We start from the raw sequence: 23,250 nt of genomic DNA, 5'->3' as shown, positions 1-23,250 counted from the left end.
CTCATCGTCCGAAATGCGCCGTCAAAGACAGCATGGAAGGACCAACTGCTACGATAAAAAAGCAGGGCCAAACAAACAGAAGCAGCGGAAAAATCATTTTGGTCGGAATTTTAGCGGCAATTTCTTCAACTTCCTGATTCCGTTTATCACGAAAATCTTCCGTGTAATCACGCAAGGTTTGCGAAATACTGCCACCGATACGCGAGGCATGCGCCAGCATACTCACCAAGCCGCTGATTTCAGTAAGGCCAGTACGCTCGACCAACTGCGCCATCGCTTCAGACATCTCAACACCCGCTTTTATCTTTGCGCACACGGTATCCAACTCATCCGCCAGATCCGGATGGGAGATCATCAACTCGTCAGCAACACGGCGCAGTGCGGCATTAAACCCCAACCCCGATTCCGTACACACCACCAGCAAATCCAACGCATCCGGAATACCACCTTTGATTCTCGATTTGCGTTTTTTAACCATTCGATCCAAGAGGAAATTGGGTAGAAACAGCCCCATGGCCACACTAAAAATCACGATTAATTTGAGATTTTTCATGTCTGGATAGAGAAAATACATCAGCGCACTGATGGACACCCCAGCGAGTGTTGACAGTACCTTCAGTGCATAAAACGTCGTCAGAGCACTGGCTTCATGGTAGCCCGCGTGCATCAATTGATGACGTACGCTCTCTCGCTCTTTGATGTTTTTGGGCGACATAATTGGCGCAATGGATTCCAAGGTGTTATGAATTTTGTCGCGTTTTTTAGCCAAAGTACTGGGCGTTTTCACCGCACCCGCTTTGCGAATTTCTTCGAGTTGACGTTGAATCGGCGCTTTGGTCCCTACCACAATCAGCGCCACCGACATGATCAACAACACTGTGGCGATCAAAATCAACCCCAGAAACACGGTCTGTTCAGTCAGTTGAAATGAGGATAATGCAGTCAGTAAATCGTCCATATTACACCTCGAAATTGATAATTTTTCTCATCCATAAAGAGCCCAGAAATAGGCTGACAACGCCATAGCTGATCAACCCCATACCTCTCGGATCTTCATACAACGGCGCGACGTAATCGGGTCGCATAAAAGACATCACCACAAACAAAACGAAGGGTGACAACACCAAAATCCAAGCAGACATGCGGCTTTCGGCAGAAATGGTTTTGATTTTTCGAGCCAACTTAAACCGAGCCCGCAACACCTTCGAGACTTTGTCTAGGTTCTCAGACAAATTACCGCCCGTCTCTTTTTGCAGTAACACGGCACTGGAAAATGCCAGCATTGATACCGTGGGCGTTCTGTCCGCCATCTGCATAATCGCGAGGCGCAAGTCATAGCCGTAATTCAGCAAGTTAAAGGTATTTTTGAATTCAACCCCAATGGGCGCGGGCATTTCATTCCCGACCTCATTGAATGATTGCGTGAGCGGCTGACCTGCTTGTAGCATGCGACGAATGATGTCCAACGCGTCCGGCAGTTGTTCTTCAAACTTTGATAAGCGGTCAGATATTTTTTTCTGTAACGTCATGTGTAGGCATACCCACACAAAGGCGACAGAAGCGAGGCACAAGTACCAGACTTGCCCGAGAATGAGTAAAAGTAGCCCCAGCCCCAAACTCAAAACCGTTGTGACGCCAAGCGTCTGCGAGAGCGACCAATCAAACCCGGACAACTCAATGCTTTTTTTCAGCGAAGCGAACGCCTTCACTTGCACCAAACGACGATCCAATGGCGTCAGGCTTTTCAGATAGTGCTCTTGCAACAATGAGCGACTTTCTTCATCCAGATTAGATTGTGTTTCTTTGAGCCGATTCGCCAGCTCTTTGTGTTTCGCCTTACTCCCAGCCGCCGGGAGAATCAACGCCTGTGAAATAAACACCACCGCAAAAAACAGCAGCACAAAAAACATCGTGATATCTTGCATAGAGACCTCCTACTGGTACGTCTCATTGAAAATTTCATACGGCAAATGGAAGCCTCGTTTTGACAACGAATCATGGCACTGAGGAATCACCCCGGTTGCCGTGTAGTGCCCCACCACATTGCCTTCATCATCCATCCCTTGACGTTGGAACTTAAAAATTTCCGACATGGTGATGATGTCTCCTTCCATGCCATTAATTTCTGAAACGCTCACCATACGACGCTTCCCGTCTTCCTGACGCTCCATTTGCACCACCAAATGAATCGCAGAAGCGATTTGAGCACGCAAGTTCTTGGTCGAGATATTCCAGCCTGCCATCGCAAACATATTCTCTACCCGGCTCAATGCATCACGTGGTGTATTGGCGTGAATGGTCGCCAACGAACCATCGTGACCAGTATTCATGGCGGCAAGCATATCCACCGCTTCACTACCACGGACCTCCCCCAGCACAATGCGATCCGGTCGCATACGCAGTGAGTTTTTGACCAAATCACGCTGCGTGATTTCCCCTTTGCCTTCCAAATTCGCCGGACGGGTTTCCAAACGCACCACATGAGGTTGTTGCAGTTGCAGCTCCGCTGAGTCTTCAATGGTGATGATGCGATCTTCTTTGGGAATGAAACCGGAAAAAATGTTGAGCGTGGTGGTTTTACCAGAGCCGGTACCGCCCGAGATCAGGATGTTCAATTCACCTTTCACTGCCGCTTCGACAAATTTAGCCATTTGCTCAGACAGGGAATTAAAAGACAGCAGGTTATCCATGGTGAGCTTGTCGACCGCAAAACGACGAATGGAAACGGATGGGCCATCCAATGCGAGGGGGGGAATAATGGCATTCACACGTGAGCCATCTGCGAGTCGCGCGTCCACCATCGGTGAAGCTTCATCGATACGACGCCCGACTTGGCTCACGATACGGTCGATGATATTGCGCAGATGGCGGTCATCCAAAAAGGTGTAGGGGGTTCGTTCCAGTTTACCGCGGCGTTCAACGAACACACTTTTAGGGCCATTCACCAAGATGTCCGAGACGGTGGAATCATGTAGCAAAGGTTCTAAGGGGCCGAGGCCAAACACTTCATCCTCGATCTGTTTGATCACACGCTTGCGGCCTTCTGCACTCAGCGCATGCGTTTGATCATCAGCCATCAATTGCACGATCGCATCATGCAGATCTTTCTTGGCGCGATCTTTTTCCAAGCTTGAAAGCAGTGCCAAATCTAACGTTTCCAACAAGCGCTGATGATAATAGTGCTTCACGGCCAGCTCTTGCTCTAGTTGCTTACGCGCATCATCGATTTCGCGGTTTTTAGCATCCGATTCGCGAAGTTTTCTCTCCAAAGGACTTTCATCCTGCTTGGGGCCAGATGCTGAAAGCGTTGATTTGGGTTCTACATGGGGTAAATCCTCAACTTTGAGCACCTGGTCTTGAAACTCGGTATTGATGTTTTTTCTTTTGAAGAACATGCAACCCTCCTAATCCGTCAGGAAAATAAACGCTTAATCCAACCTTTTTTCTCTTTGACTTCAGGCGCTAACGTTTGAGATAACTCAATCACTGATTTAGTAATCGAGCTGTTTTTCTTCGATTCAACCACGGGTTTGCCTAAGTTGGCACTTTCAATCGCCGCCTTAAAATCATTCGGAATCATATGTACGTTGACCCCCGTGATCGTCTGTTCAATATCCTTCATCTTAATTTGCTGACGCTTTTCATAGCGATTCACAATCAGCTCGATCTGTTCTTTGGCAATCCCATACTCCAGCATCAATGACTTGGCGATGCGCGAGGTATTTTTGATCCCCACTAAGTTTTGTTGCGTCACCAAAAACACTTTGGATGAATGAGACAACACCGGGGCAAACATGCGATCAACCCCCATCGACAGATCCACAAAAACATAGGGATAGTATTCCATCAACGTCGGCAGCAACTTGCCCAGTTGCATTGCTTTGTCAAAATTCTCGTTGTGATTTTCATGCTTAAAGCTTAGTACATGTAAGCCCGATGGATGCTTGGAAACCAAACTATGCAGCGAAATTTCGTCCAAATCAGCCACGTTCGCAATGGCATCATTGATGCTGTAAGTCGGGTTTAAATTGAGGTAATCCATGATCACCCCAAAGTGAATGTCTAAATCCAGTAACAACACTTTATTTTTGTGCTGCAATGCCACTTCAACGGCAGTATTCAACGCGATCGTCGTCGCGCCAGAGCCGCCTTTGGTATTAATAAAGACGAAAAGCTGCCCTAATTTTCTTGCTGCAATTTTCTCTTCGGCCGTGTTTTTTAGTAACGGGACCAGTTCCTCTAATGTGGCTTGATCCGACACAAAATCAGCCGCGCCAATACGCAGGGCAATTTTGAGCGCGCCATTATCACTCTCATCACCAAACACAATCAGAGAGGTATTGACCTCTTCTTCATCCACTTCTGGACTTTCGTAATTTTGTAGTTCAATGACTTTCTGCGCCCAATTGGGGCCGGTTTCGACAAAAATTAAATCTGGTGGCGAAAAATGCTTAAAGCTGTCAGACATCACACCATGCAGCGAAATGACTTCAAAACTGATGCTATGGCATTTCGATAACTCGCTCATCATATGGAGCTTGAACCGGTCGCTAGAATACAGAACCCATACCGATAAACTGGTTTTGAGCCTCAAATTACTGCTGTCACCTCGTGATAACTTCACGGCCTCTCCCATAGCAATCCCTCTTAGCAATCGGTCTTATCATCAGGATCTGAAGAACCAGGGCGCAGAACGCCCAAAGACTCTGAAGGTAAAGTGGTTTCAAAATCAGGAACGGAAACCACGCCACTTGAACCTAAAAAACTCAGCAACCCTGAAAACTGGTAGCTATAACCGGTAACGCGAGCCCTCACGTAATAAATGTCCGCTTGATAACTGGTTGGCGGGTCCGTGACTTTACTGCCATCCGCGCCCAAATACTCAATCACCAAATTGGCCGAAGTAAATCCATCCGGCGCCCCATCGTTCAATGCCAACGATGGTATATCCGGATCGGATACCACACACACGGTGGCAAAACGAGCCGCTTTTCGCGTGATGTTGTTGATGCTCTGAATTGAATAGGCGTACATCCCGATTTCCATAATCGCAAACAGAATCATCAACAGGACCGATGCCAAAAAGGTGAATTCGATCAGGGTCATGCCCCGCTGCATACGACGAAATGATTTCATAGCGTCGTCCTCATCACCGCTGACGAACTCAGTACGATATTGGCCAGCAAGGCATCCGGTAAAATATTCAACAATGGTACGTAGTCATAACTGGCTGACACCACCACAAACTTATCCGCATGAGTCACCGTGACATCGTCCACAGTCAAGGTCGTGAGCAATGGCGTTCCGGTCCCTGCTTTGTTGCCATACACCACCATATTTTTGATATCCGCCACCTGCGCAATCGAGTCGGAATTGGATGTACCATAAATATCAGTGACCGCATATCGGCAGCCATTCTGGACGGTTTTGCTGAGCGTGTTATACCGTACGAAGGCATTACCAAATTCAACAATCCCCCCCAATAACACCAGCAACAACGGCACGGTAATAATGAACTCCACCGCGGCTAAACCAGCTTGCTTTTTCATGAGGCGTTTCATCATTACGACTCCTCACTATTGGGGTCCTTGTATAGGACAATTCGATGAGGACCATTGGACGTACTGGTGCCATTGTTACGGGTATTTTTCACGGTGCAATCTTCCAAAAACTCACCGTAAATCGACGTATGTCCACCGTTGGAGGTCGGGGCTTTTTGTAGCAAGAAAAAGCAACCAATTGCTGTGACCGGAAAGCTTGTCGTCCCACCACTGGCTGAACTGCAATCGACGACAGGTATCGCTAAAATTCTCCGTTCGGCATCCCCATTCGATCGACAGTTTGAATCTGACGGGCAGACACCACCAGCGAGGTCAGATTGATAATCATCATATCCCCATGCCGGCGTAGAACCGACATCTGAATCTGTTAACGTCGGAGACGCTTCTTTGACATACAGATCAGGAGGATAATCACTCGAACTCAGTCCTCCTCCAGAGTAAACGCCAAATCGGGTATTGAGCCCTTGCCCCACCGGCCCAACCGTATTCCCTGGTTTGGTGGTGACCGTTTCCCCGGCATCAAGATCGATACACCCCGCGTAACCTCCCGCCAATGAGGTTCTCACGGTGCTCGCACCTGAACCAAAGTCGAGCAATTGAAAGTTCCCTGAGCCCATGGTTGGGTCACTCTGACTGGATATCTTCAACGCATATACCACACCAGAATCGTATCCGTTGGTTCCTGCATCATCGCCTTCACACACCGCCATCGGCACAATATTACACGCATTCCCGCCCGGGCTAGGCCCTGCGACAGCGCTGGCTGTTAAGCGTTTAGTCACCCCCATGACTCGAGCGAAAAAAAAGCTTTCTAAATCCAATTGATTGATCACCACGCGAACATAGCGATCACCGTCAGGCGAACTCGAATAACCTGAATCAGGAAAAACCGTCGGATCGTTGGAAAACTGCACCTCAACGTTCACCACATTCGAGACATCCAGAGTCAACTCAGCGTTACCTGCGGCGGTCGACATTTTGGTTAATGTCGACCGCGCAATCGTGTCGGCTTGCGCCTCTGTCCCATCTTTATCCAATACAATTGCCGCTGCCAGAGCCGCTGCATCCACGCTATTTTGCAACTTGGTCCGATTCATCATTGCGTGGTTGATATCAATGGCAAAGGCGGCAACTGCGATGAGCACCAACATTGCTATGGTAACAATCACAACAACCAGACCTCGCTGCTTACGAATTCCACGAAGTGGGCGTTGTGTATTCATAACGACCTCGACTATTTAAAGCCCTCAAGAATCTGACTGGTTGAGCCCCCTTTGAGCTCTTCCCCTTTCTTACCAGTATAGGTGTTGTAAACACCTTCCATACGTTCCCCAGTACCATCAGGCAAAACCTCTAGGTTTTCTTTCGTGGCATTGGGGTTATAAGTTTGTAACTGTTTCACCTGCGCGACATGGGTCCCTAATCGAGGCTCGTTGGCACATCCACTCAGCAGCATCAACGGTAGCAACAAACTCAAAACAACATATTTCATAAGATGCTCCTTACAGATCATGACCAAAAGAACCTTCCGAACCACCCTTACCCGTCGTCGCCATTTCGTCGTAGCTATCTGACGCTTTGGTGCGTTTCACATCACGAGGCCCTGCGATATAAGCCCCTTGTCCCAACAAGTAGTATTTCAGATCGGTCGGCTCGACAAACGCATCCGTCGGCAACACCACTTTGCTACGATCAATCGGTTTTGCCAGACGCGGGGTGACCAAAATCACCAGCTCGGTTTCACCCGAAACATATTCTTGGCTATTGAACAGTTGTCCGAGAACCGGAATATCCCCAATGCCCGGAAACTTGCTCACCGAGTCGCGCACATTCTCACTCAATAGCCCGGCAATCCCGATGGTCTGTCCATCAGCAAGTTCCAAGGTGGAAGCCGCACTTCGACGCGTGATCGGTGGAATGTAATAGGCCGCATTGGTGCCCGATGGCGAAACCGTTAAGGTGGTTGAACTGGCGATTTCACTCACATCGACAGCCAGATTCAGGTTGATTTTTTTGTCACTCAACACGGTCGGAATGAATTTCAACCCAACCCCGTACTCTTTGTATTCGATGGTGATGCCGTCTCGATTAGGGACAGGAATAGGAAATTCCCCACCCGCTAAGAACTCAGCTTTAGCCCCACTTAATGCAGTGAGGTTAGGCTCGGCCAAGACTTTGGCCACCCCGTTCTCTTTGGCAACATCTAACGCCAACGTAAATAGAGTATCGCCATCAATAAAGGTTGATAACAACCCGGTGCTGTCGATGCCGGGGGCATTAAATACCGGCCCCGCAACTCCCGTGATGTCATCAATGTAGCCCCCCGCAGATGTTGCACCCCACGAGAACTTGCCGTTCCCTTCGAAGAAATGGAAATTGGAGTCAAAACGGCGAACTAAGCTGCGTTGTACTTCCGCAACCGTGACTTCAATCATCACTTGCTGCGCACCACCAATCGACATCAAATTCACCACGCCTGTTTTTTCCGCCTCTTTATTTCTTGAATCCGTCGCCTTATCCGCGGTATCGCCTGACGCGTAGGTTTCCGCGAGTCGTAATGCCAAATTCATTTTTTCTTGTGAACTGACCTGCCCGCTCAAAATCAAACGATTTTGCGCGCTGTGTACAGAGATTGTTTCGTTGGGTAAAAATTCATACAGTTTGGCTTTCAGGCTATTCACGTCGTGCGTGACCTCAATGTTGATCGACTCCAGCAATTGGCCTCGTCTATCCCAAGCCATTAAGTTGGTCGACCCTAATCGCTTCCCGATCAAAAACAGTTCATCAGCTTTCAGCATCACAATATCCAGAACCTCTGGATCCCCAAGCGAAACTCGGCTCGCAGCCCCTTGAAGTTTCACGTAAGTTGATTTGTGATGAGGAACTGTCACCACTTTGCCACTCTGATTCGCGGCATAGACCCATTGACTGCACGTCATGAAAAGGATCAGTGTTGTCATTATCGTTTTCATCTTTCACCTCACTCTTTTACACGAACATTCGATGAGTTCGTTCCTTTGATGATGGTGACACTAGGTGGCGGCACATAACGACGCACCACTTTTTCCTCAACCGCATGCGGATTACGCAACACCAGCTGAATGTCTCCCTTACTTTTGGCACTCAATAGTTTTTCTGCCTCTTTGGGAGAGACTTCCAACGTCACGGCTCGAACAATAATCGGCTTGTTTTCTTGCGTCTTTGCGGTTTGGTCAACGGCTAACACACGAATGTCTTTCAAAATGGTGGTCGTGTTGGCAGACGTTTTGCTGTACTGAATCGTGTTCAACACATCGACTTTATTCCCCGGCAGCAAGAAGCCCGCGACACCAATCACGTCATTCACGCGAATGGTGACCGCTCGTTTATCTTCAGGAATCAACGCGGCGAGCGTGGCTCCTTCACCGGGAATACTAAGACGTTGCGCGACGATAATTTCATTGGGGTAGATATCGGATTCGGCGATCTTTCCAATCACTTCCGTGGGCTCAGAAAATTGATTTTCGGTCATCCATGATTTTTCCAGCAGACGGGTAGTTAAGTATTGCTCTTCAATCACCGTACTGGCTGGAATATCACGGGATGCCACCACGACAGGCACCCGCTCAACCACTTCCACTTCGGTTTGTGGTTGTACTTGCCGGTCCATCCATTGTTTGGCAAAAAACACCGCGCCAAGCCCAAACAGTACAGACAGCAGAAATAACAAAATCACTTGATTACGACTCATCGAGCACCTCCTCCTTTGCCATCCGCAGTGAAGTAAACTTCCCAAGCTCGCTCCATAATGACCGGAGTGATGAGGGGATCACTTTCTTCAAATGCAATGATGTCTCGACTGATTCCGATTAAGTCTTTCGGTAAACAGGGATAAAAGCCCACTGCGTGTTGTCTGTGCAAACTGTACAGAACCTCAAAAGACGAAGCATGAACCTGTAAATTTCGATTAGAAGCCATTTCTTCCCACAATGCGTGGTATTCAGATTGCTCCAGAGGATGAAACTGAACTTTGTAACCTAGTCGACGCAAGAATGCTGGGTCACTGATTTTTTCCGGATCCAAGTTGGTCGAAAACGCCAGTGTTAATATAAAAGGAATGGTAATTTGTTGACCGTTGGGCAATGACAGATAGTCATAGAAGTATTCCATCGGAACGATCCAACGGTTAAGTAAAGTAGCCACTGGCATGGGCTGTCGCCCTAAATCATCGATGATGAAAATGCCGTTATTGGCCATCATTTGTAGTGGCGCCATCCAAACACGGTTATGCTCCGTGTGGTTCACTTCCAACATATCCATGGTGAGCTCCCCACCCACTTGAATACTTGGTCGTTCACACAACACCCAGCGGCGGTCATATTGATCTTTGTACGACAGCGATTGATTCTGGTTGTTGGCATCCACCGCACGATGATGCTGCCGCGAGTACACCTTAATGATGTTCCCCATGGCATACACCGAATAAGGCACGAATACCGATGTATTGAGAGAATTGAGAATGCGGGTGGCAACGAAGGTTTTCCCAGTCCCAGCATCGCCATAAAGGAGCAGCGCTCGACCCGAGTTGATCGCCGGCCCAAGCACCGAAACCAACCGCTCCGAACCAAAAACATCTTTCAGCGCAAATTCGACATCAGGACGCGTAATGATTTTAGAGCGAACATCTTGCGCCTGAACCATGGCATTGTAGTCTTCAAGAGAAACAGGCGCCGGCCCGAGATAAGCATCTTTCGCAAATGCCACGTCGGCTTCCCGCATACCGCTTTCCGATAGGCCGTATCTCACGTGCCCTGATGTAGGATTGAGGTAGGAGGAGAGTTCCGCTTGAAAGACTTCAACCAGTGATTTTTGCCTTAAAACAGCAATCAAATCCTCAATCATATGACTGTTGATCGCCATGTGCCGAGTCAACTGCAACACGTCCGATTTGGGATAAGCGGCCAGATGCTTTAACAGCAGGTTTTCTAACACGGCTTTCGGAACTTTGAGATCCTCAAATGATGTCGGAACCTTCGGCGCAGTTGCTTGAGGCGTCAGGGCGGATCGGTGAAGATCGTTGGATACCGCTGTTGCCATAATGACTCCTTGTCATGGTCGCGCTGTTTAAAAGTAGGCTTGTGCATATTGTGCTAAGGCAACACCGACAACGATGACCGGTGCCAAAGGCATCACGAGATCTGAGCCCTTGGGCCTTTTTAAACTTTCACGATTTAGCTTCGTGCGTAGCGGTCCAGACAGATGAACTTGACTCCAAATACCGCCGATGCTGACCGCCTCTTTGTGTATCAACAAGTAATTCAACACGCCATACATTACACCGATAAAAATCGCGCTAATGCCGATGTAGAAAAACGTATCCGCAAGATGAACAAAACCGGTCAGAAATCCAACGACTGCCAACAGTTTCACGTCCCCAGGCGCCATCCATCCAGCCATGTGACACAACAAGGCAAGCACAAACACCATCAGCATAGCCCCAATCTGCCCCACAAACAGTCCAAACGCTTGGTCAATCAACACGGTTTGAATTGCGCCAGCCAGCATCAACAAAGCAAGTAAATAATTGGGTATACGATGCTGACGCGCATCGTATACACCAACCACAAATAACATCGTCCAAATAATCAGGCTCATAAGTCGTTTTTCGCCGATGAAGACAACAAAACTATGAGAAGATGTCGTTCAACTCAGATTGTAGGGTCGAACCCCAACCGGAGAAGATCACGCCCAGTGCCGTAACCAGCAGGCCTGCGCCCACAACGTATTCAACAACAGACAAACCTTCTTCATCTTTCCAGAATGCTTTGCAGCGATTAATTAATTGATCCATATCGTGGTCTCCTTCCTGAATGGTTCTCTTAGAATCTAGATAGTTCTATCAATAGTAGTTAGGATTTTTTTGACCTCTTTTGGTACTTTTTTATTCACAAAACAACCAAAACATTGAAACAACTATCAACATAATGAATGAATAGACCGTAATGATTTGGCATGATCCGTTACTTTCACTCGGTTTCATGCGTTGGTAATGGGGTGTTTTTGAGGATGTTTCAGATTTAAATCGCGAATTGAAGTATCAGGCTAAATTTTCCGACAACACACATTCTCATGGATGAAACATTGTTCAGTGATTTACATTCCAGACTTGATTGAACGTCACTGCGAAACCGCGCCAAAACGCGTGATTTGACCTCATACCTTTGGGGGGAAACTTGCACTTTTTGGTCGTGATTCTAGGCTTACTACAAAACCCGGCTTTCCAACGGGTTATTCATGAAAACAATGTGAGCACGACGATGACAGGGAAACACGAGGGGCACTGGCTGGGAAGCCCGGTAAACTTTTTACCTAGGCGAGTTCAAGACGTGTGTCGACATCATTTTGATTTAGTGGAGCATGGGAACGACGTGTCCATTCTCAGTGAACCGGATATTCACTATGCGCTCTTTTTCTATCAAAAGGATCGCGGACAAGAATTACTCCTCACCGCATTGAAAATGTGCGCCAATCTTCATAAGTATCTGATTATCATTCATGACGGTTCGTATAAAAATGCGATTGGTCGCCACGAAGCCATTTTTGGTTTGATGGATATTTCGCGCGATGATCCCTCGATCATTCTGGTCTCTTTGTGTGAGAAATTGGAGCTCAGTTTTGATCAGCAAGTGTTTGACCCCAAGCTGCCCCACAGCCCAACATCACCCACAAGCATGAGCAAAGAAATGCTGGACATTCTTCGCTACATCGACCTCAACATTACCAAAGAAATTCGTGAGGAAGACATCGCCAATTATTGCCATTACTCCGTCTCTTACTTCTCGAAATTGTTCCACAAAGTCATCGGTGTCAGTTTCCGCGATTACATTTGCAACAAGCGAATTGCCATGGCGAAGCGTTTACTGGTAGATGAGAAAAACGCGAAAATCGCCTTCATCGCGTATCAATGCGGCTATCGGGATGTGTCCTATTTTTCGCGCATTTTTAAAAAGAAAACCGGCATTAGCCCTGGCGTATTCCGTCAGCTTCACGCGTCATAAATTCTGTAACTGGGTGTGAGTAATGCTTCCCCAGGGCAAAACAAACTGCTAGAGTTAACAATAAATTAACATAACAATAACGTACCTAATCTGGGCGGTTTTAATGATGAACTCACAGACCGTGAACCATCGTGAAACACTGCGCAGCAAAGGTATCACTGTTTTGCCAATAACATGGAGTTAGAGAATGATTCAGCCTAACGAGTTACGCAAACCGACCTGTGCTCTCCCCCCACCCAACGAGATGATTTTAAAATGGGCCAAGGAACGCCCTAATGAAGTCTATCTCAAGCAAGTCATTAATCGCCAATTTGTCGAGTTTACCTACGCCGAAGTGGCCGATCAGGCATTGCGTCTTGCCTCTGCGCTAAGCGATTTAGGCGCGCAGCCTGGAGATAAAATCGCGTTGGTCTCAAAAAACTGTGCCGAATGGTTCATCTGCGATCTGGCGATGATGCTGGGTGATTTTGTCAGTGTCCCGATTTTTCCAACCGCGGGTGCTGAGACCATCGAATACTGTGTGACGCACAGTGAAAGTAAGATTCTCATTGCTGGCAAGCTCGACGATGCCAACCCTACGGCGCAGGTTCTGGCCGAGATGCCGGATCTCATCAGTATTGCTTTGCCCTACGATTCAGCGCCGCAGTGTCAGCATCACTATCATGATTTGATTGCGCACTACCCGCCGAGCGAAAAGCGTCCTCAACATGACGATGAAAAAGTGATGTCTTTGGTTTACACCTCTGGCACTTCGGGCCTCCCCAAAGGCGCAATGCTGACCTTTGGCGCGTTCAGTTGGTCAGTGCAGCAACTGATTCGTCATATCGGTATCCAAGAGGGGGACCGCCTGTTCTCGTATCTGCCTTTGGCGCACATCACTGAACGAGTTTATATTTTTGGTTCATCGATCCAAGGCGGCGTGCCAACCGCGTTCCCCGAATCACTCGATACCTTTATCGAAGATGTGAAGATGCAGCGTCCGACGCTGTTTATTTCGGTGCCAAGGCTCTGGACGTTGTTCCAGCAACGCATTCAAGATAAATTGCCGCAGAAGAAGCTCGATATTCTGCTCAAAATCCCGTTGATCAACACGCTGATCAAACGTAAGTTAGCTGATGGGCTTGGATTGGATCAAGCGCGCGTACTGGGGTGTGGTTCAGCCCCTGTCTCCCCTGCATTATTGCATTGGTATCACCGCTTAGGACTGAATATCACGGAAGCGTGGGGCATGACCGAATCTTTTGCATACAGCACCATCAACTACCCATTCCGCGCGGATAAAATCGGCACCGTCGGACAAGCCGGCCCCGGCATCAATCTGAAAATTGCCCCTGATGGTGAGATCATGGTGCTCGGCAAAGGGTTATTTTCTGGTTACTACAAAAACGACATTGCGACGCAGGAGTCTTTCGATAAAGAAGGCTGGCTGCACACGGGTGATATCGGCTCACTTGACGCCGATGGGTATCTGACGATTCAAGGGCGTAAGAAAGATACTTTCAAAACCGCCAAAGGTAAATTCGTGTCTCCGGTTCCGATAGAGAACAAATTGTTTGAGTACAGCCGAGTGGAGATGATGTGCCTGATTGGTCTCGGCTTACCGGCTCCAATTCTGCTGGTGGTGCCGCATCATTTTACCAACTTTGATCGCGCCCGCTATGAACGTACGACCCATAAAGTGATCGCTAAGATCAACCAGGAGCTGGAGTCGCATGAACAGATCAAAGGCGTCTTGATGATCAAAACGCCATGGAGCATCGAAAACGGGATTTTGACCCCCACGCTGAAGATCAAACGCCACGTGCTGGAACAGAAATACCACGACGTCGGCCAAAACTGGCCCAAAGGGCAATTGGTGGTGTGGGAAGAGTAACCATTCCTTCATCATTGCTATCAACACCACAAGGGAGCTATTGCTCCCTTTTTGATGTCATGACTATAAGTAACGCTGATAGTCGTATGAAGTGTTGTGTGACGGCTCCAAACCCATGTCTTTTTGCAAATGGGCACTCTCTGGCAATGAAGCAACTTTTCGACGAGATGGCCTGCTCAACCACACAGCCTTCATAAAGCTTGATAAAAGGTTAATCCACGTCTTTTTCTGGGTGAGTTTGATCGCTCGTTCCATTGATTTACTCCTGTATCCTGTACTCTCTTATGCGTATTATGGAAAGCACGACCTCGTGACACGAACGATCATTTCCATCACCGACTATAAGCAGAGATTATGGACAATCGACTGAAGCACTTAGCTGGTCTGCGTTATTTTGAAGCCGCCGCTCGCCTGCGCAGTTACAGCGCTGCCGCGGCGGAATTATTTATCTCTCAAGCTGCGGTCAGTCAAAAGATCCGGCAATTGGAAGACGCATTAGGCTGTCAGCTTTTTGTGCGCCAAGGGCGCGAAATGCACCTCACCAAACCGGGCGAAACGCTCTACCAACAAGTCAGTAGTGGCTTTGAAAAAATCATCACCGGACTCAATCAAATTCAGAGTGAACCCGTTGAAGGGGTGCTGTGTGTGCGAACACCACCATCATTTGCGTCACGTTGGTTAATGCCCCGCCTATGGAAGTTCACCATGGAGCATCCTTATATTCCGATTCGTCTCATCACTGATTGCGACACTCCCAATATTCGCCACAGCGCGATTGATGTCGCGATCTGGCAAGGCAATGAAACGGTCACCGACAGCGAACTGGATCAAGAAATATTGTTCGAAGAACCCGTCTATCCGTTTTGTTCCCCCGAGCTGGCTCAATCAATGCAGTTCTCCCAACCCGAACAACTGCTGAACTGCTGGTTAATTCACTTCGACTCACAGAGTTTCCCCTGGTCGCACTGGTTTCAAGCTGCACACGTCGCCATGAAGAAGGAGGCGGTGCAGTGGATGGAAGTCAGCACCTTCGACATGGCATTGAATGCCGTCATTGCCGGGCACGGTGCCTGCTTGGCCACCGATAGCTTAGCGGGTGATTTTGTCGCCCGAGGTTTATTGGTGAAACCGTTTGCCATCGGTCTCACGCCCGGCGTCCGCTATAGCTTAATCAGCGATCCCGCCTCGTCCCGCGCAGCCCGCATTCATGCGTTTAGTGATTGGCTGCGACGAGAGCTGAAACAACAAGCACCGCTTTAACGCCAAAAATATTTATTGGCTTCAGCTTGTACCTGATCCTGTTCAAGGCCTAAGTCTTTGAGTAAGTGTGGTGGTAGCTCACGTAACTGGCGACGCGTCCGGTAGTTGTGGCGCCACAGCATGAGTTGACTCAAGAATGCGTTAAGTGAATCACGTGGTATTTCATGGTGAGTGCTGGATGTTTCAGTGTGAGTTACGTTCATAAGTCCCCCTTGAACCCTGATTTGTTATGGCTAATAATCGTCATTAATCATTCAGGCGACAAACGATAGATTTTGCTATTGAGTTAAGGAAAACTAATGTGAGTGAACGTATCCCGCCTTTTCAAGGACTGTTCTATTTTTATACGGCTGCGGAAACGGGCAGTTTTAAACTGGCGGCCGAACGGTTATTTGTGACGCCAGCGGCGATCAGCCAACAGATCCGTTTACTGGAAGAGTGGTTGGGCGCTGAACTCTTCATTCGCCAGCACCGCAAGATCCTGCTGACCCATGAAGGCACCATTTTGTATCACCAAGCGCAAAAAGGCTTTGCTCACTTGCAGGAAGGGATTCGGCTGATCAACCAAGATCCGGCGCCGCATCAGCTATCCATTTCCACCCTACCCTCGTTTGCTCAACACTGGCTGGTGCCACGGATTGGTGATTTTCGCGCGCAACATCCGGAAATCTCGCTGCTGATCGAACCCACCAGCGATTTGGTCAATTTTCAAGATTCTAGTGTGGATGTTTGCATTCGCTACGGCAGTGGCGATTATAAGAACGTGCGTTCAGAATGGTTGATGGACGAAGTGCTCTATCCTGTTTGCCACCCGATTTATCAGCAGCAGCACAAGATTTATCAACTCGATGATCTGGTGCGTGCCGACCTGATTGAGGATATCTGGCCCGACATGGATTGGGGCGTGTGGCTTCGTAACCTTGGCTATGACAGCAGTAAACCGACGCTGCAATACAACGGCTCGCAGTTTGTGCTCGAAGGTGCACTCGCCGTTCAAGGCGTTGCGTTGGTGAAGCACGCGACGGTCTGTCGCTACATCGAAGAAGGGAAGTTGGTGCAGATTGGCAATGTGGCGTTAAAGCCGCGTTTTCAGTTCTATTTATGTGCGCCAAATGGTTATTTCAAGCGTCCAAAGATTCAAGCGTTTCATCAATGGTTGCGTTCAGAAATTACTCAGTTTCAGCAGCGTTATCCCTACACTGGCGAAGTTCGTGACACACAGTTTGATCGCTAAGTGCTGAGGTACTGCTGGCAACGCAGTCACTGCGCATCACACCGTCCGTCCTCTCAAATGGCGCCAAAAGAAAAAGCCCCGTCAGCTTTCGCTCACGGGGCTTTGTTGTTAAGTGCTTCGCTTAAGAATTACTTCTTAGCGTTACGCTCTTTAACTTCAGCAATTACTTTCTCAGCAACGTTTGCTGGACATGGTGCGTATTTTTCGAACTCCATAGAGAACTGACCACGACCTGAAGTCATAGTACGTAGCGTACCGATGTAGCCGAACATTTCTGATAGAGGAACGTCTGCTTTAATACGAACGCCAGTTGCACCAGCTTGTTGGTCTTTGATCATACCACGACGACGGTTCAAGTCACCGATAACGTCACCAACGTGATCTTCTGGAGTGAACACGTCAACTTTCATGATAGGTTCTAGAAGTTGCGCGCCCGCTTTTGGCATTGATTGACGGAATGCGCCTTTCGCTGCGATTTCAAATGCGATTGCAGATGAGTCAACTGCGTGGAAGCCACCGTCGAACAGTTCAACTTCAACGTCAAGCGTTGGGAAGCCTGCAAGCACACCGTGCGCCATCATGCTCTCAAAACCTTTCTCAACTGCTGGCCAGAATTCCTTAGGAACGTTACCACCAACTACAGTTGATTTGAAAGTGAAGCCTGAGTTTGGCTCACCTGGTTTGATGCGGTAGTCGATCTTACCGAACTGACCTGAACCACCAGACTGTTTCTTGTGGGTGTAGCTGTCTTCGATTGCTTTCGTGATAGTTTCACGGTAAGCAACCTGAGGAGCACCTACTTCCAGTTCAACACCGTAAGTACGTTTCAGGATGTCCACTTTGATGTCTAGGTGAAGTTCGCCCATACCTTTCAGAATGGTTTCGCCTGAATCTTCGTCAGTTTCAACTTGGAATGATGGATCTTCTGCAACCATTTTACCGATCGCGATACCCATTTTCTCAGTTGAACCTTTGTCTTTAGGAGCAACAGCGATAGAGATTACTGGCTCTGGGAAGATCATTGGTTCTAGCGTACATTCGTGTTTTGGATCACACAGCGTGTGACCAGTTTGAACGTTTTTCATACCAACAACAGCAATGATGTCACCTGCTTGCGCTTCAGTGATCTCAGTACGGTCGTTCGCTTGCATCTCAACCATACGGCCGATACGTTCAGTTTTACCAGTCGCAGAGTTAAGGACAGTGTCGCCTTTCTTCATGCGGCCAGAGTAGATACGGATGAAAGTCAGAGCACCGAAACGGTCATCCATGATCTTGAATGCTAGCGCTTTCAGTGGCTGATCAGCATCAACGATTGCTTTTTCGCCAGTTGGTTCACCAGTTGCAGGATCAGTCAGATCTTGTGGTTCAACTTCTGTTGGGCTTGGTAGGTAATCAACAACTGCGTCAAGAACAAGTTGCATACCTTTGTTTTTGAACGCTGAACCACAGAATGTTGGGAAGAACGCTAGATCACGAGTACCTTTACGGATACATGCTTTGATTTGCTCAACAGTTGGTTCTTCACCTTCCATGTAAGCCATCATCAGCTCGTCGTCTTGCTCTACAGCAGATTCGATCAGAAGCTCACGGTACTCTTCTACTTGATCAACCATGTCTGCAGGAACGTCTTTAACTTCGTAGTTTTCTGGAAGACCTGAATCATCCCATACGTAAGCTTGACGGTTCAGTACGTCAACAACACCCACGAAATCGTCTTCACGACCGATTGGAAGCGTCATCACCAGTGGGTTCGCTGCCAGTACGTTCTTCACTTGTTCTACAACGCGGAAGAAGTCTGCACCCATACGGTCCAGTTTGTTAACGAAGATGATACGTGCAACTTCTGATTCGTTCGCGTAGCGCCAGTTAGTTTCTGACTGAGGTTCAACACCGCCAGAACCACAGAATACACCGATACCGCCATCAAGAACTTTCAGTGAACGGTATACTTCTACTGTAAAGTCAACGTGTCCAGGAGTATCGATAACGTTTAGTCGGTGTTTTTTCCACTCACAAGTTACCGCAGCTGATTGGATAGTAATACCGCGCTCTGCTTCCTGCTCCATGAAGTCTGTAGTCGATTCACCATCGTGAACCTCACCAGTTTTATGGATTTTACCAGTAAGCTTAAGAATACGCTCAGTGGTAGTGGTTTTACCCGCGTCAACGTGCGCGAAAATACCAATGTTTCTGTATTTCGATAAATCTGCCATTGTCTTACTCTGTTAATAAGGTATAAAGTGCGCGCAGAGTATATCACAATCCGTCAAGACTGATACCCCTGCGTACACTTGCTGAAAAAAAATAGTTTACGGCTGTCTACTGCTGATGAAATATAGGCGATCCGCCTTCAAGACGCGAGCCGATAAGCGAAATATTTACCGAGCGTTTACCATTCACTTCCTCACAGTTCATCAAAGGCCGTAATGGCTTCCGACAACTTTCGAACCCCATGAATTTGCATTCCAGGGATGCCACCTTTCGGCATATTCGCCATCGGGACAACGGCTTTTTTGAAGCCGTGTTTGAACGCTTCGTTCAATCGTTCCTGACCGCTCGGGACCGGACGAATTTCGCCGGCCAGCCCCACTTCGCCGAATACTACCACATCTTTTGGCAGTGGTTTGTCACGAAAACTAGACAAAAGCGCCATCAATAGGGCGAGGTCTGCACTGGTTTCGGTGACTTTCACGCCACCAACCACATTGACGAACACATCTTGGTCCGCCATCTGCAACCCACCGTGTTTGTGCAACACGGCCAGCAGCAACGATAAACGGTTTTGTTCCAAACCGACCGCCACACGGCGAGGATTCGCCAACTGTGAGTAATCCACCAGCGCCTGAATTTCAACCAATAAAGGCCGTGTACCTTCCCACACCACCATCACGGAACTGCCAGACGTGGCCTCTTCTCCGCGCGACAAGAAAATCGCCGATGGATTGCTCACTTCGCGCAGCCCTTGTCCGGTCATCGCAAAAACGCCCAATTCATTCACCGCGCCAAAACGGTTTTTGTGACTGCGCAGTGTGCGAAAACGACTGTCAGCCCCGCCATCGAGCAGCACCGAACAGTCGATGATGTGTTCGAGAACTTTAGGGCCCGCCAAGGTACCGTCTTTCGTCACGTGACCGACGATAAACACCGCGACATTGTTTTGTTTGGCGTAACGCGTCAGGGCCGTGGCCGCTTCACGCACCTGCGCGACACTGCCCGGCGACGATTGCACATCGGCAACATGCATCACTTGAATCGAGTCAATGACCATAATGCGTGGTTGCTCTTTTTCCGCAATTTGGCAAATGCGATCGACGTTAGTTTCCGACAGCATTTGCAAATGCTCTTTCGGCAATCCAAGGCGAGAGGCACGCATCGCCACTTGCTGGAGCGACTCTTCCCCCGTGACGTACAGGGTTTTCATTTGTGACGAAAGCAGACACATGGTTTGCAGCAGCAAGGTTGATTTACCGGCGCCTGGGCTGCCCCCGATCAGGATCGCCGCCCCCGGCACCACGCCGCCGCCCAGCACACGGTCGAGTTCTTTAAAACCACTGCTAAAACGCGGCACTTCCTGCAAATCAATCTCAGACAGCGTTTGCACCACCGCTTCCGTTGCACTGCCAGCGTAACCGCTCAAGCGTTCATTGCGCGCTACCTGCGGCGATGCCGCCAAACGCACTTCAGAAATGGTGTTCCACGCGCCGCAGGCATTACATTGCCCTTGCCAACGCGGAAAATCCGCACCACAGTCATTGCAGACATACGCTCGTTTTGCTTTAACCATGAATCCTCAAAAATCGTCTAAGTTGTGACTACACAGCTTTAATAAATTATTGAATCACTGCAACATACCGCTAAAGATTTTGCGTCTAAAGCCGATGTATCATGAATGAGAACTACACTCTAACAGAAAAATATGCAGCAATCTGAAATTCTCTCTTTCGCTGAACAATTAATTCCGGTGTTTCACTCACCCGATTTCGAGCGCCTGCTGAACCAGCTCACCAGCAGTCATCCGCCATCAGTCAAACTGTTGGTGAAGATGGAGCTCAACCGCGTGATGGCGCCGTGTAGCAAGAGCATCGACCTACGCGGTCGCGTGCAAGGCGAGTGCCGAGAATACGATCTGGATGGCCGCAAACATTGGCTCGATGACGTCGCGTTTAACGCCTACCACAAAGGGCTAAAGAAGTACGGTAGCTACACCGAAGGCGTGTGGGAAATCCTATACAACACACGCAATAATTTCCGCGTGATGAAACAGCGCGGCACGCTCAATCAATCCAAACTCACCAGTGCCGATAGCCCGTTTGAAGTCGAACCGGTGAAATTGGGGTATGACCTCAAACGTCAGGAAAACCGCTTAAAAATAGCCTCGCAGGTGAAAATCCATCTGCGCCCAAATCAGCAAGTCGTGCATGGTTTGAGCGTTGACTTATCGGCCTCGGGCGCAAAATTCAAAGTGCCGTCCGCATTCGATTACAAACTCGGCGACGTGATTTCAGTGTTTTTTACTGAACTGGCACAATCGTCTGAAATCGGTGGCCTCAGCGCCGCCATCGAATACCGGATTCTGGCGATTGACGATTCGTACGACAACGATGCCGTTAAGTTTCTACGCACTCTGAAACTGACAGATACCACCGTCATTGAACGCGTGATCGACGAATCGCTGCGCAATAACGCGCAAAAAGCCAAGCATGATAACCAAGACAAAATCATTCGTGCCCGCACGCGCGGTTTTGAACATAGCTACCTCAAACACACCGCCAATTTGCCGGTGTTCTTTAGCGGCAGCGAACTCAAATTGGTATTGATGACCGAAAACAACCAACCGATTTGGCAATATTGGCAAGACGAACGCAACCAACAAGCGCTCGGTAGCCTGTTTAACAGCGCTCGTATGGAACAGCTGACCAAACCGGGCATGCGTGGCAGCAACAACGTGTTGTATTCGTTCAAACACGATCATCAAGGCAAAACCCTGTTCTTTTCGATGATGATGCCGGAAGCATCTCGCGAACAGCGCAAACTGTTCTGGCACATCGGCGCACGTAAAAACAGTTGGAAAGCATTTCGCCTGTCGGTGTTTGAACTCTCCGAGGAGGAGCGTTCCGAGCTGGCCACCCATGCAAAGGAGTTGACCAATCACTCCAGCGAACTGACCCATTGTGGCATTTTGCAGGAAGTGAGTGACCTCAGCGCCGCCAAAGATTATCTGCTGGTCGACAAACCCACGATGGCCAGCAGTGAACTCAACCCGTTTCGCCATCCGCGGAAAGTGGAAGGCGCGCCGCTCAACATCTACTTTGATGCCAAAACCCGCCGCAAAGAGCCGCGCTATAAATTCCGCACCCCCATGCAGCTGATGAATGACGCGCAGGCGGTGGCCGAAGGATTTACCGTCGACTTGTCCAAACGCGGGCTGAGTTTGGTTCTGGCCTCGCCCGTCGACCTCAAAGCCGGAGACATGGTGACGGTCAATTTTCAGGAACTCAAACTGTACGACAAAAAGCTGCCGCTGGATGCCCTACCGTATCAAGTGGTGCGTGTCGGGCCGGAAGGCCGTCGTTTGCAACTGATGATTGAAGAAAACGCGCAGACGATGAAGAGCATCGCCTTTTTTAACAGCATCATCGAAAACAATCAGGACAAGTTGCTGCGTAAAGAAGAGATCCTGCCAAGCCCGACGTTGCTGGAAGGTCTGCACAATATTTTGCTGGATAAGATTGTCAGCTCGCCGATTTTTGTCGAAAAAGTGGGGGCAAATTTACGCCCACGTGTGATTGGCGTGAATTACCCATTACCGCCCCATTTGGCTTTGCTGGCGAAGCTCGGACACGAGAATCGCATCTCGCTGGAGCCCATTTTCAAAGGCCACACCAATTCGTTACTGGCCACCCCGATGCGTCGCATCGATGGGGCTGAGCCACAATACAATGACGTGTACATTGCGGCGATGAAGTTTGGCTCTCGTATTCAATCCATTGAATCACGTTTGGTGAGCGATTTCGTCAACACCAAAGAGCGCATTCAGTTCATTCAGCGCGCGCAACACATGGGCGAAATTTATGTGCTACGAGTCAGTGGCGTGCCGGTGTTTGACCCCATCACCACGTTAATGCGCAGCGACCTCAACGAACTGGCGCAGATCAGCATGCCACACGCCAAAGCGTTGGAAAAAGAGTTGACCGCGATGTCGGGATTCGGCGAAATCATCGACATCACCGAAGAAGTGTTGATTCGCTTGGAATTGACCCAATAAAAAACGAGGCGAAACGC

Annotated in this window: 21 protein-coding genes; 5 read left to right on the top strand and 16 right to left on the bottom strand. The window is 48.8% G+C overall.

Annotation, left to right across the window (positions count from 1 at the left end; genetic code table 11):
• Position 1: 1 nt before the first annotated feature.
• The 13 genes from ACS18Q_RS02820 to ACS18Q_RS02760 are packed head-to-tail and all read right to left on the bottom strand — an operon-like array spanning position 2 to position 11,391.
• On the bottom strand, positions 2-958 hold the full coding sequence (locus tag ACS18Q_RS02820; protein WP_055465934.1) for a type II secretion system F family protein: 957 nt from the start codon (positions 956-958) through the stop codon (positions 2-4).
• Position 959: 1 nt separating this feature from the next.
• The gene (locus ACS18Q_RS02815) at positions 960-1,925 is read right to left on the bottom strand and encodes a type II secretion system F family protein (RefSeq protein WP_055465933.1); all 966 of its coding nucleotides are present in this window, start codon (positions 1,923-1,925) and stop codon (positions 960-962) included.
• Between the two features lie 9 nt (positions 1,926-1,934).
• Entirely contained in the window at positions 1,935-3,395 is a 1,461-nt protein-coding gene (locus tag ACS18Q_RS02810; protein WP_055465932.1) for a CpaF family protein, read from the bottom strand.
• A gap of 17 nt (positions 3,396-3,412) precedes the next feature.
• On the bottom strand, positions 3,413-4,636 hold the full coding sequence (locus ACS18Q_RS02805) for an AAA family ATPase (RefSeq protein ID WP_041942621.1): 1,224 nt from the start codon (positions 4,634-4,636) through the stop codon (positions 3,413-3,415).
• A gap of 11 nt (positions 4,637-4,647) precedes the next feature.
• Entirely contained in the window at positions 4,648-5,136 is a 489-nt protein-coding gene (locus ACS18Q_RS02800; protein ID WP_441257346.1) for a TadE/TadG family type IV pilus assembly protein, read from the bottom strand.
• Positions 5,133-5,564, bottom strand: a complete 432-nt coding sequence (locus ACS18Q_RS02795; RefSeq protein WP_055465930.1) for a TadE/TadG family type IV pilus assembly protein — start codon at positions 5,562-5,564, stop codon at positions 5,133-5,135. Before ACS18Q_RS02795 ends, ACS18Q_RS02800 begins: the two co-directional genes overlap by 4 nt.
• Positions 5,564-6,784, bottom strand: a complete 1,221-nt coding sequence (locus tag ACS18Q_RS02790; RefSeq protein WP_286279860.1) for a Tad domain-containing protein — start codon at positions 6,782-6,784, stop codon at positions 5,564-5,566. Before ACS18Q_RS02790 ends, ACS18Q_RS02795 begins: the two co-directional genes overlap by 1 nt.
• 11 nt (positions 6,785-6,795) lie before the next feature.
• Positions 6,796-7,053 carry a hypothetical protein gene (locus ACS18Q_RS02785; protein ID WP_055465928.1) on the bottom strand — a complete coding sequence of 86 codons (258 nt, stop codon included), beginning with the start codon at positions 7,051-7,053 and terminating at the stop codon, positions 6,796-6,798.
• A 10-nt stretch (positions 7,054-7,063) separates the two neighbouring features.
• Positions 7,064-8,533 carry a type II and III secretion system protein family protein gene (locus ACS18Q_RS02780; RefSeq protein ID WP_441257345.1) on the bottom strand — a complete coding sequence of 490 codons (1,470 nt, stop codon included), beginning with the start codon at positions 8,531-8,533 and terminating at the stop codon, positions 7,064-7,066.
• 8 nt (positions 8,534-8,541) lie between these two features.
• Positions 8,542-9,291, bottom strand: coding sequence for a Flp pilus assembly protein CpaB (gene cpaB, locus ACS18Q_RS02775; protein ID WP_004729559.1), 750 nt, complete (start codon positions 9,289-9,291; stop codon positions 8,542-8,544).
• Positions 9,288-10,637, bottom strand: coding sequence for a hypothetical protein (locus tag ACS18Q_RS02770; RefSeq protein ID WP_055465926.1), 1,350 nt, complete (start codon positions 10,635-10,637; stop codon positions 9,288-9,290). Before ACS18Q_RS02770 ends, cpaB begins: the two co-directional genes overlap by 4 nt.
• Positions 10,638-10,664: 27 nt before the next feature.
• Positions 10,665-11,195, bottom strand: coding sequence for a prepilin peptidase (locus tag ACS18Q_RS02765; RefSeq protein WP_441257344.1), 531 nt, complete (start codon positions 11,193-11,195; stop codon positions 10,665-10,667).
• A 31-nt stretch (positions 11,196-11,226) separates the two neighbouring features.
• Complete coding sequence (locus ACS18Q_RS02760) at positions 11,227-11,391, bottom strand: Flp family type IVb pilin (protein WP_055465924.1); 165 nt, start codon at positions 11,389-11,391, stop codon at positions 11,227-11,229.
• 577 nt (positions 11,392-11,968) lie between these two features.
• Here ACS18Q_RS02760 and ACS18Q_RS02755 point away from each other — a divergent pair.
• The 3 genes from ACS18Q_RS02755 (at position 11,969) to ACS18Q_RS02745 (ending at position 15,731) form a co-directional block, all read left to right on the top strand.
• Positions 11,969-12,598, top strand: coding sequence for a helix-turn-helix transcriptional regulator (locus ACS18Q_RS02755; RefSeq protein ID WP_004729563.1), 630 nt, complete (start codon positions 11,969-11,971; stop codon positions 12,596-12,598).
• Between the two features lie 187 nt (positions 12,599-12,785).
• Positions 12,786-14,471 (top strand): AMP-binding protein, encoded by a 1,686-nt coding sequence (locus ACS18Q_RS02750; protein ID WP_154180790.1) that lies wholly within the window; start codon positions 12,786-12,788, stop codon positions 14,469-14,471.
• A 354-nt stretch (positions 14,472-14,825) separates the two neighbouring features.
• Positions 14,826-15,731, top strand: a complete 906-nt coding sequence (locus tag ACS18Q_RS02745) for a LysR substrate-binding domain-containing protein (RefSeq protein WP_154180789.1) — start codon at positions 14,826-14,828, stop codon at positions 15,729-15,731.
• Here the strand turns inward: ACS18Q_RS02745 and ACS18Q_RS02740 are convergent.
• Positions 15,728-15,934, bottom strand: coding sequence for a DUF1127 domain-containing protein (locus ACS18Q_RS02740; protein WP_041942622.1), 207 nt, complete (start codon positions 15,932-15,934; stop codon positions 15,728-15,730). The genes ACS18Q_RS02745 and ACS18Q_RS02740 overlap by 4 nt on opposite strands.
• 98 nt (positions 15,935-16,032) lie before the next feature.
• On the opposite strand from ACS18Q_RS02740, the gene ACS18Q_RS02735 reads away from it, so the two are divergent.
• A complete protein-coding gene (locus ACS18Q_RS02735) occupies positions 16,033-16,965 on the top strand; it encodes a LysR substrate-binding domain-containing protein (protein ID WP_004729570.1) in 933 nt (310 codons plus the stop codon).
• A gap of 128 nt (positions 16,966-17,093) precedes the next feature.
• Here ACS18Q_RS02735 and fusA read toward each other — a convergent pair whose 3' ends face one another.
• Entirely contained in the window at positions 17,094-19,181 is a 2,088-nt protein-coding gene (gene fusA, locus ACS18Q_RS02730) for an elongation factor G (RefSeq protein WP_172561922.1), read from the bottom strand.
• 191 nt (positions 19,182-19,372) lie between these two features.
• On the bottom strand, positions 19,373-20,752 hold the full coding sequence (gene radA, locus ACS18Q_RS02725; protein ID WP_004729573.1) for a DNA repair protein RadA: 1,380 nt from the start codon (positions 20,750-20,752) through the stop codon (positions 19,373-19,375).
• A gap of 132 nt (positions 20,753-20,884) precedes the next feature.
• Here radA and ACS18Q_RS02720 point away from each other — a divergent pair, with 132 nt between their 5' ends.
• On the top strand, positions 20,885-23,233 hold the full coding sequence (locus tag ACS18Q_RS02720; protein WP_238770391.1) for a PilZ domain-containing protein: 2,349 nt from the start codon (positions 20,885-20,887) through the stop codon (positions 23,231-23,233).
• Positions 23,234-23,250: the final 17 nt, after the last annotated feature.

The sequence above is a fragment of the Vibrio sp. Vf1514 genome (assembly GCF_052076135.1).
GTDB lineage: Bacteria > Pseudomonadota > Gammaproteobacteria > Enterobacterales > Vibrionaceae > Vibrio > Vibrio furnissii.
Note: the sequence above shows the minus strand (reverse complement) of the source record. Positions and strands in the feature narration are given on the sequence as shown.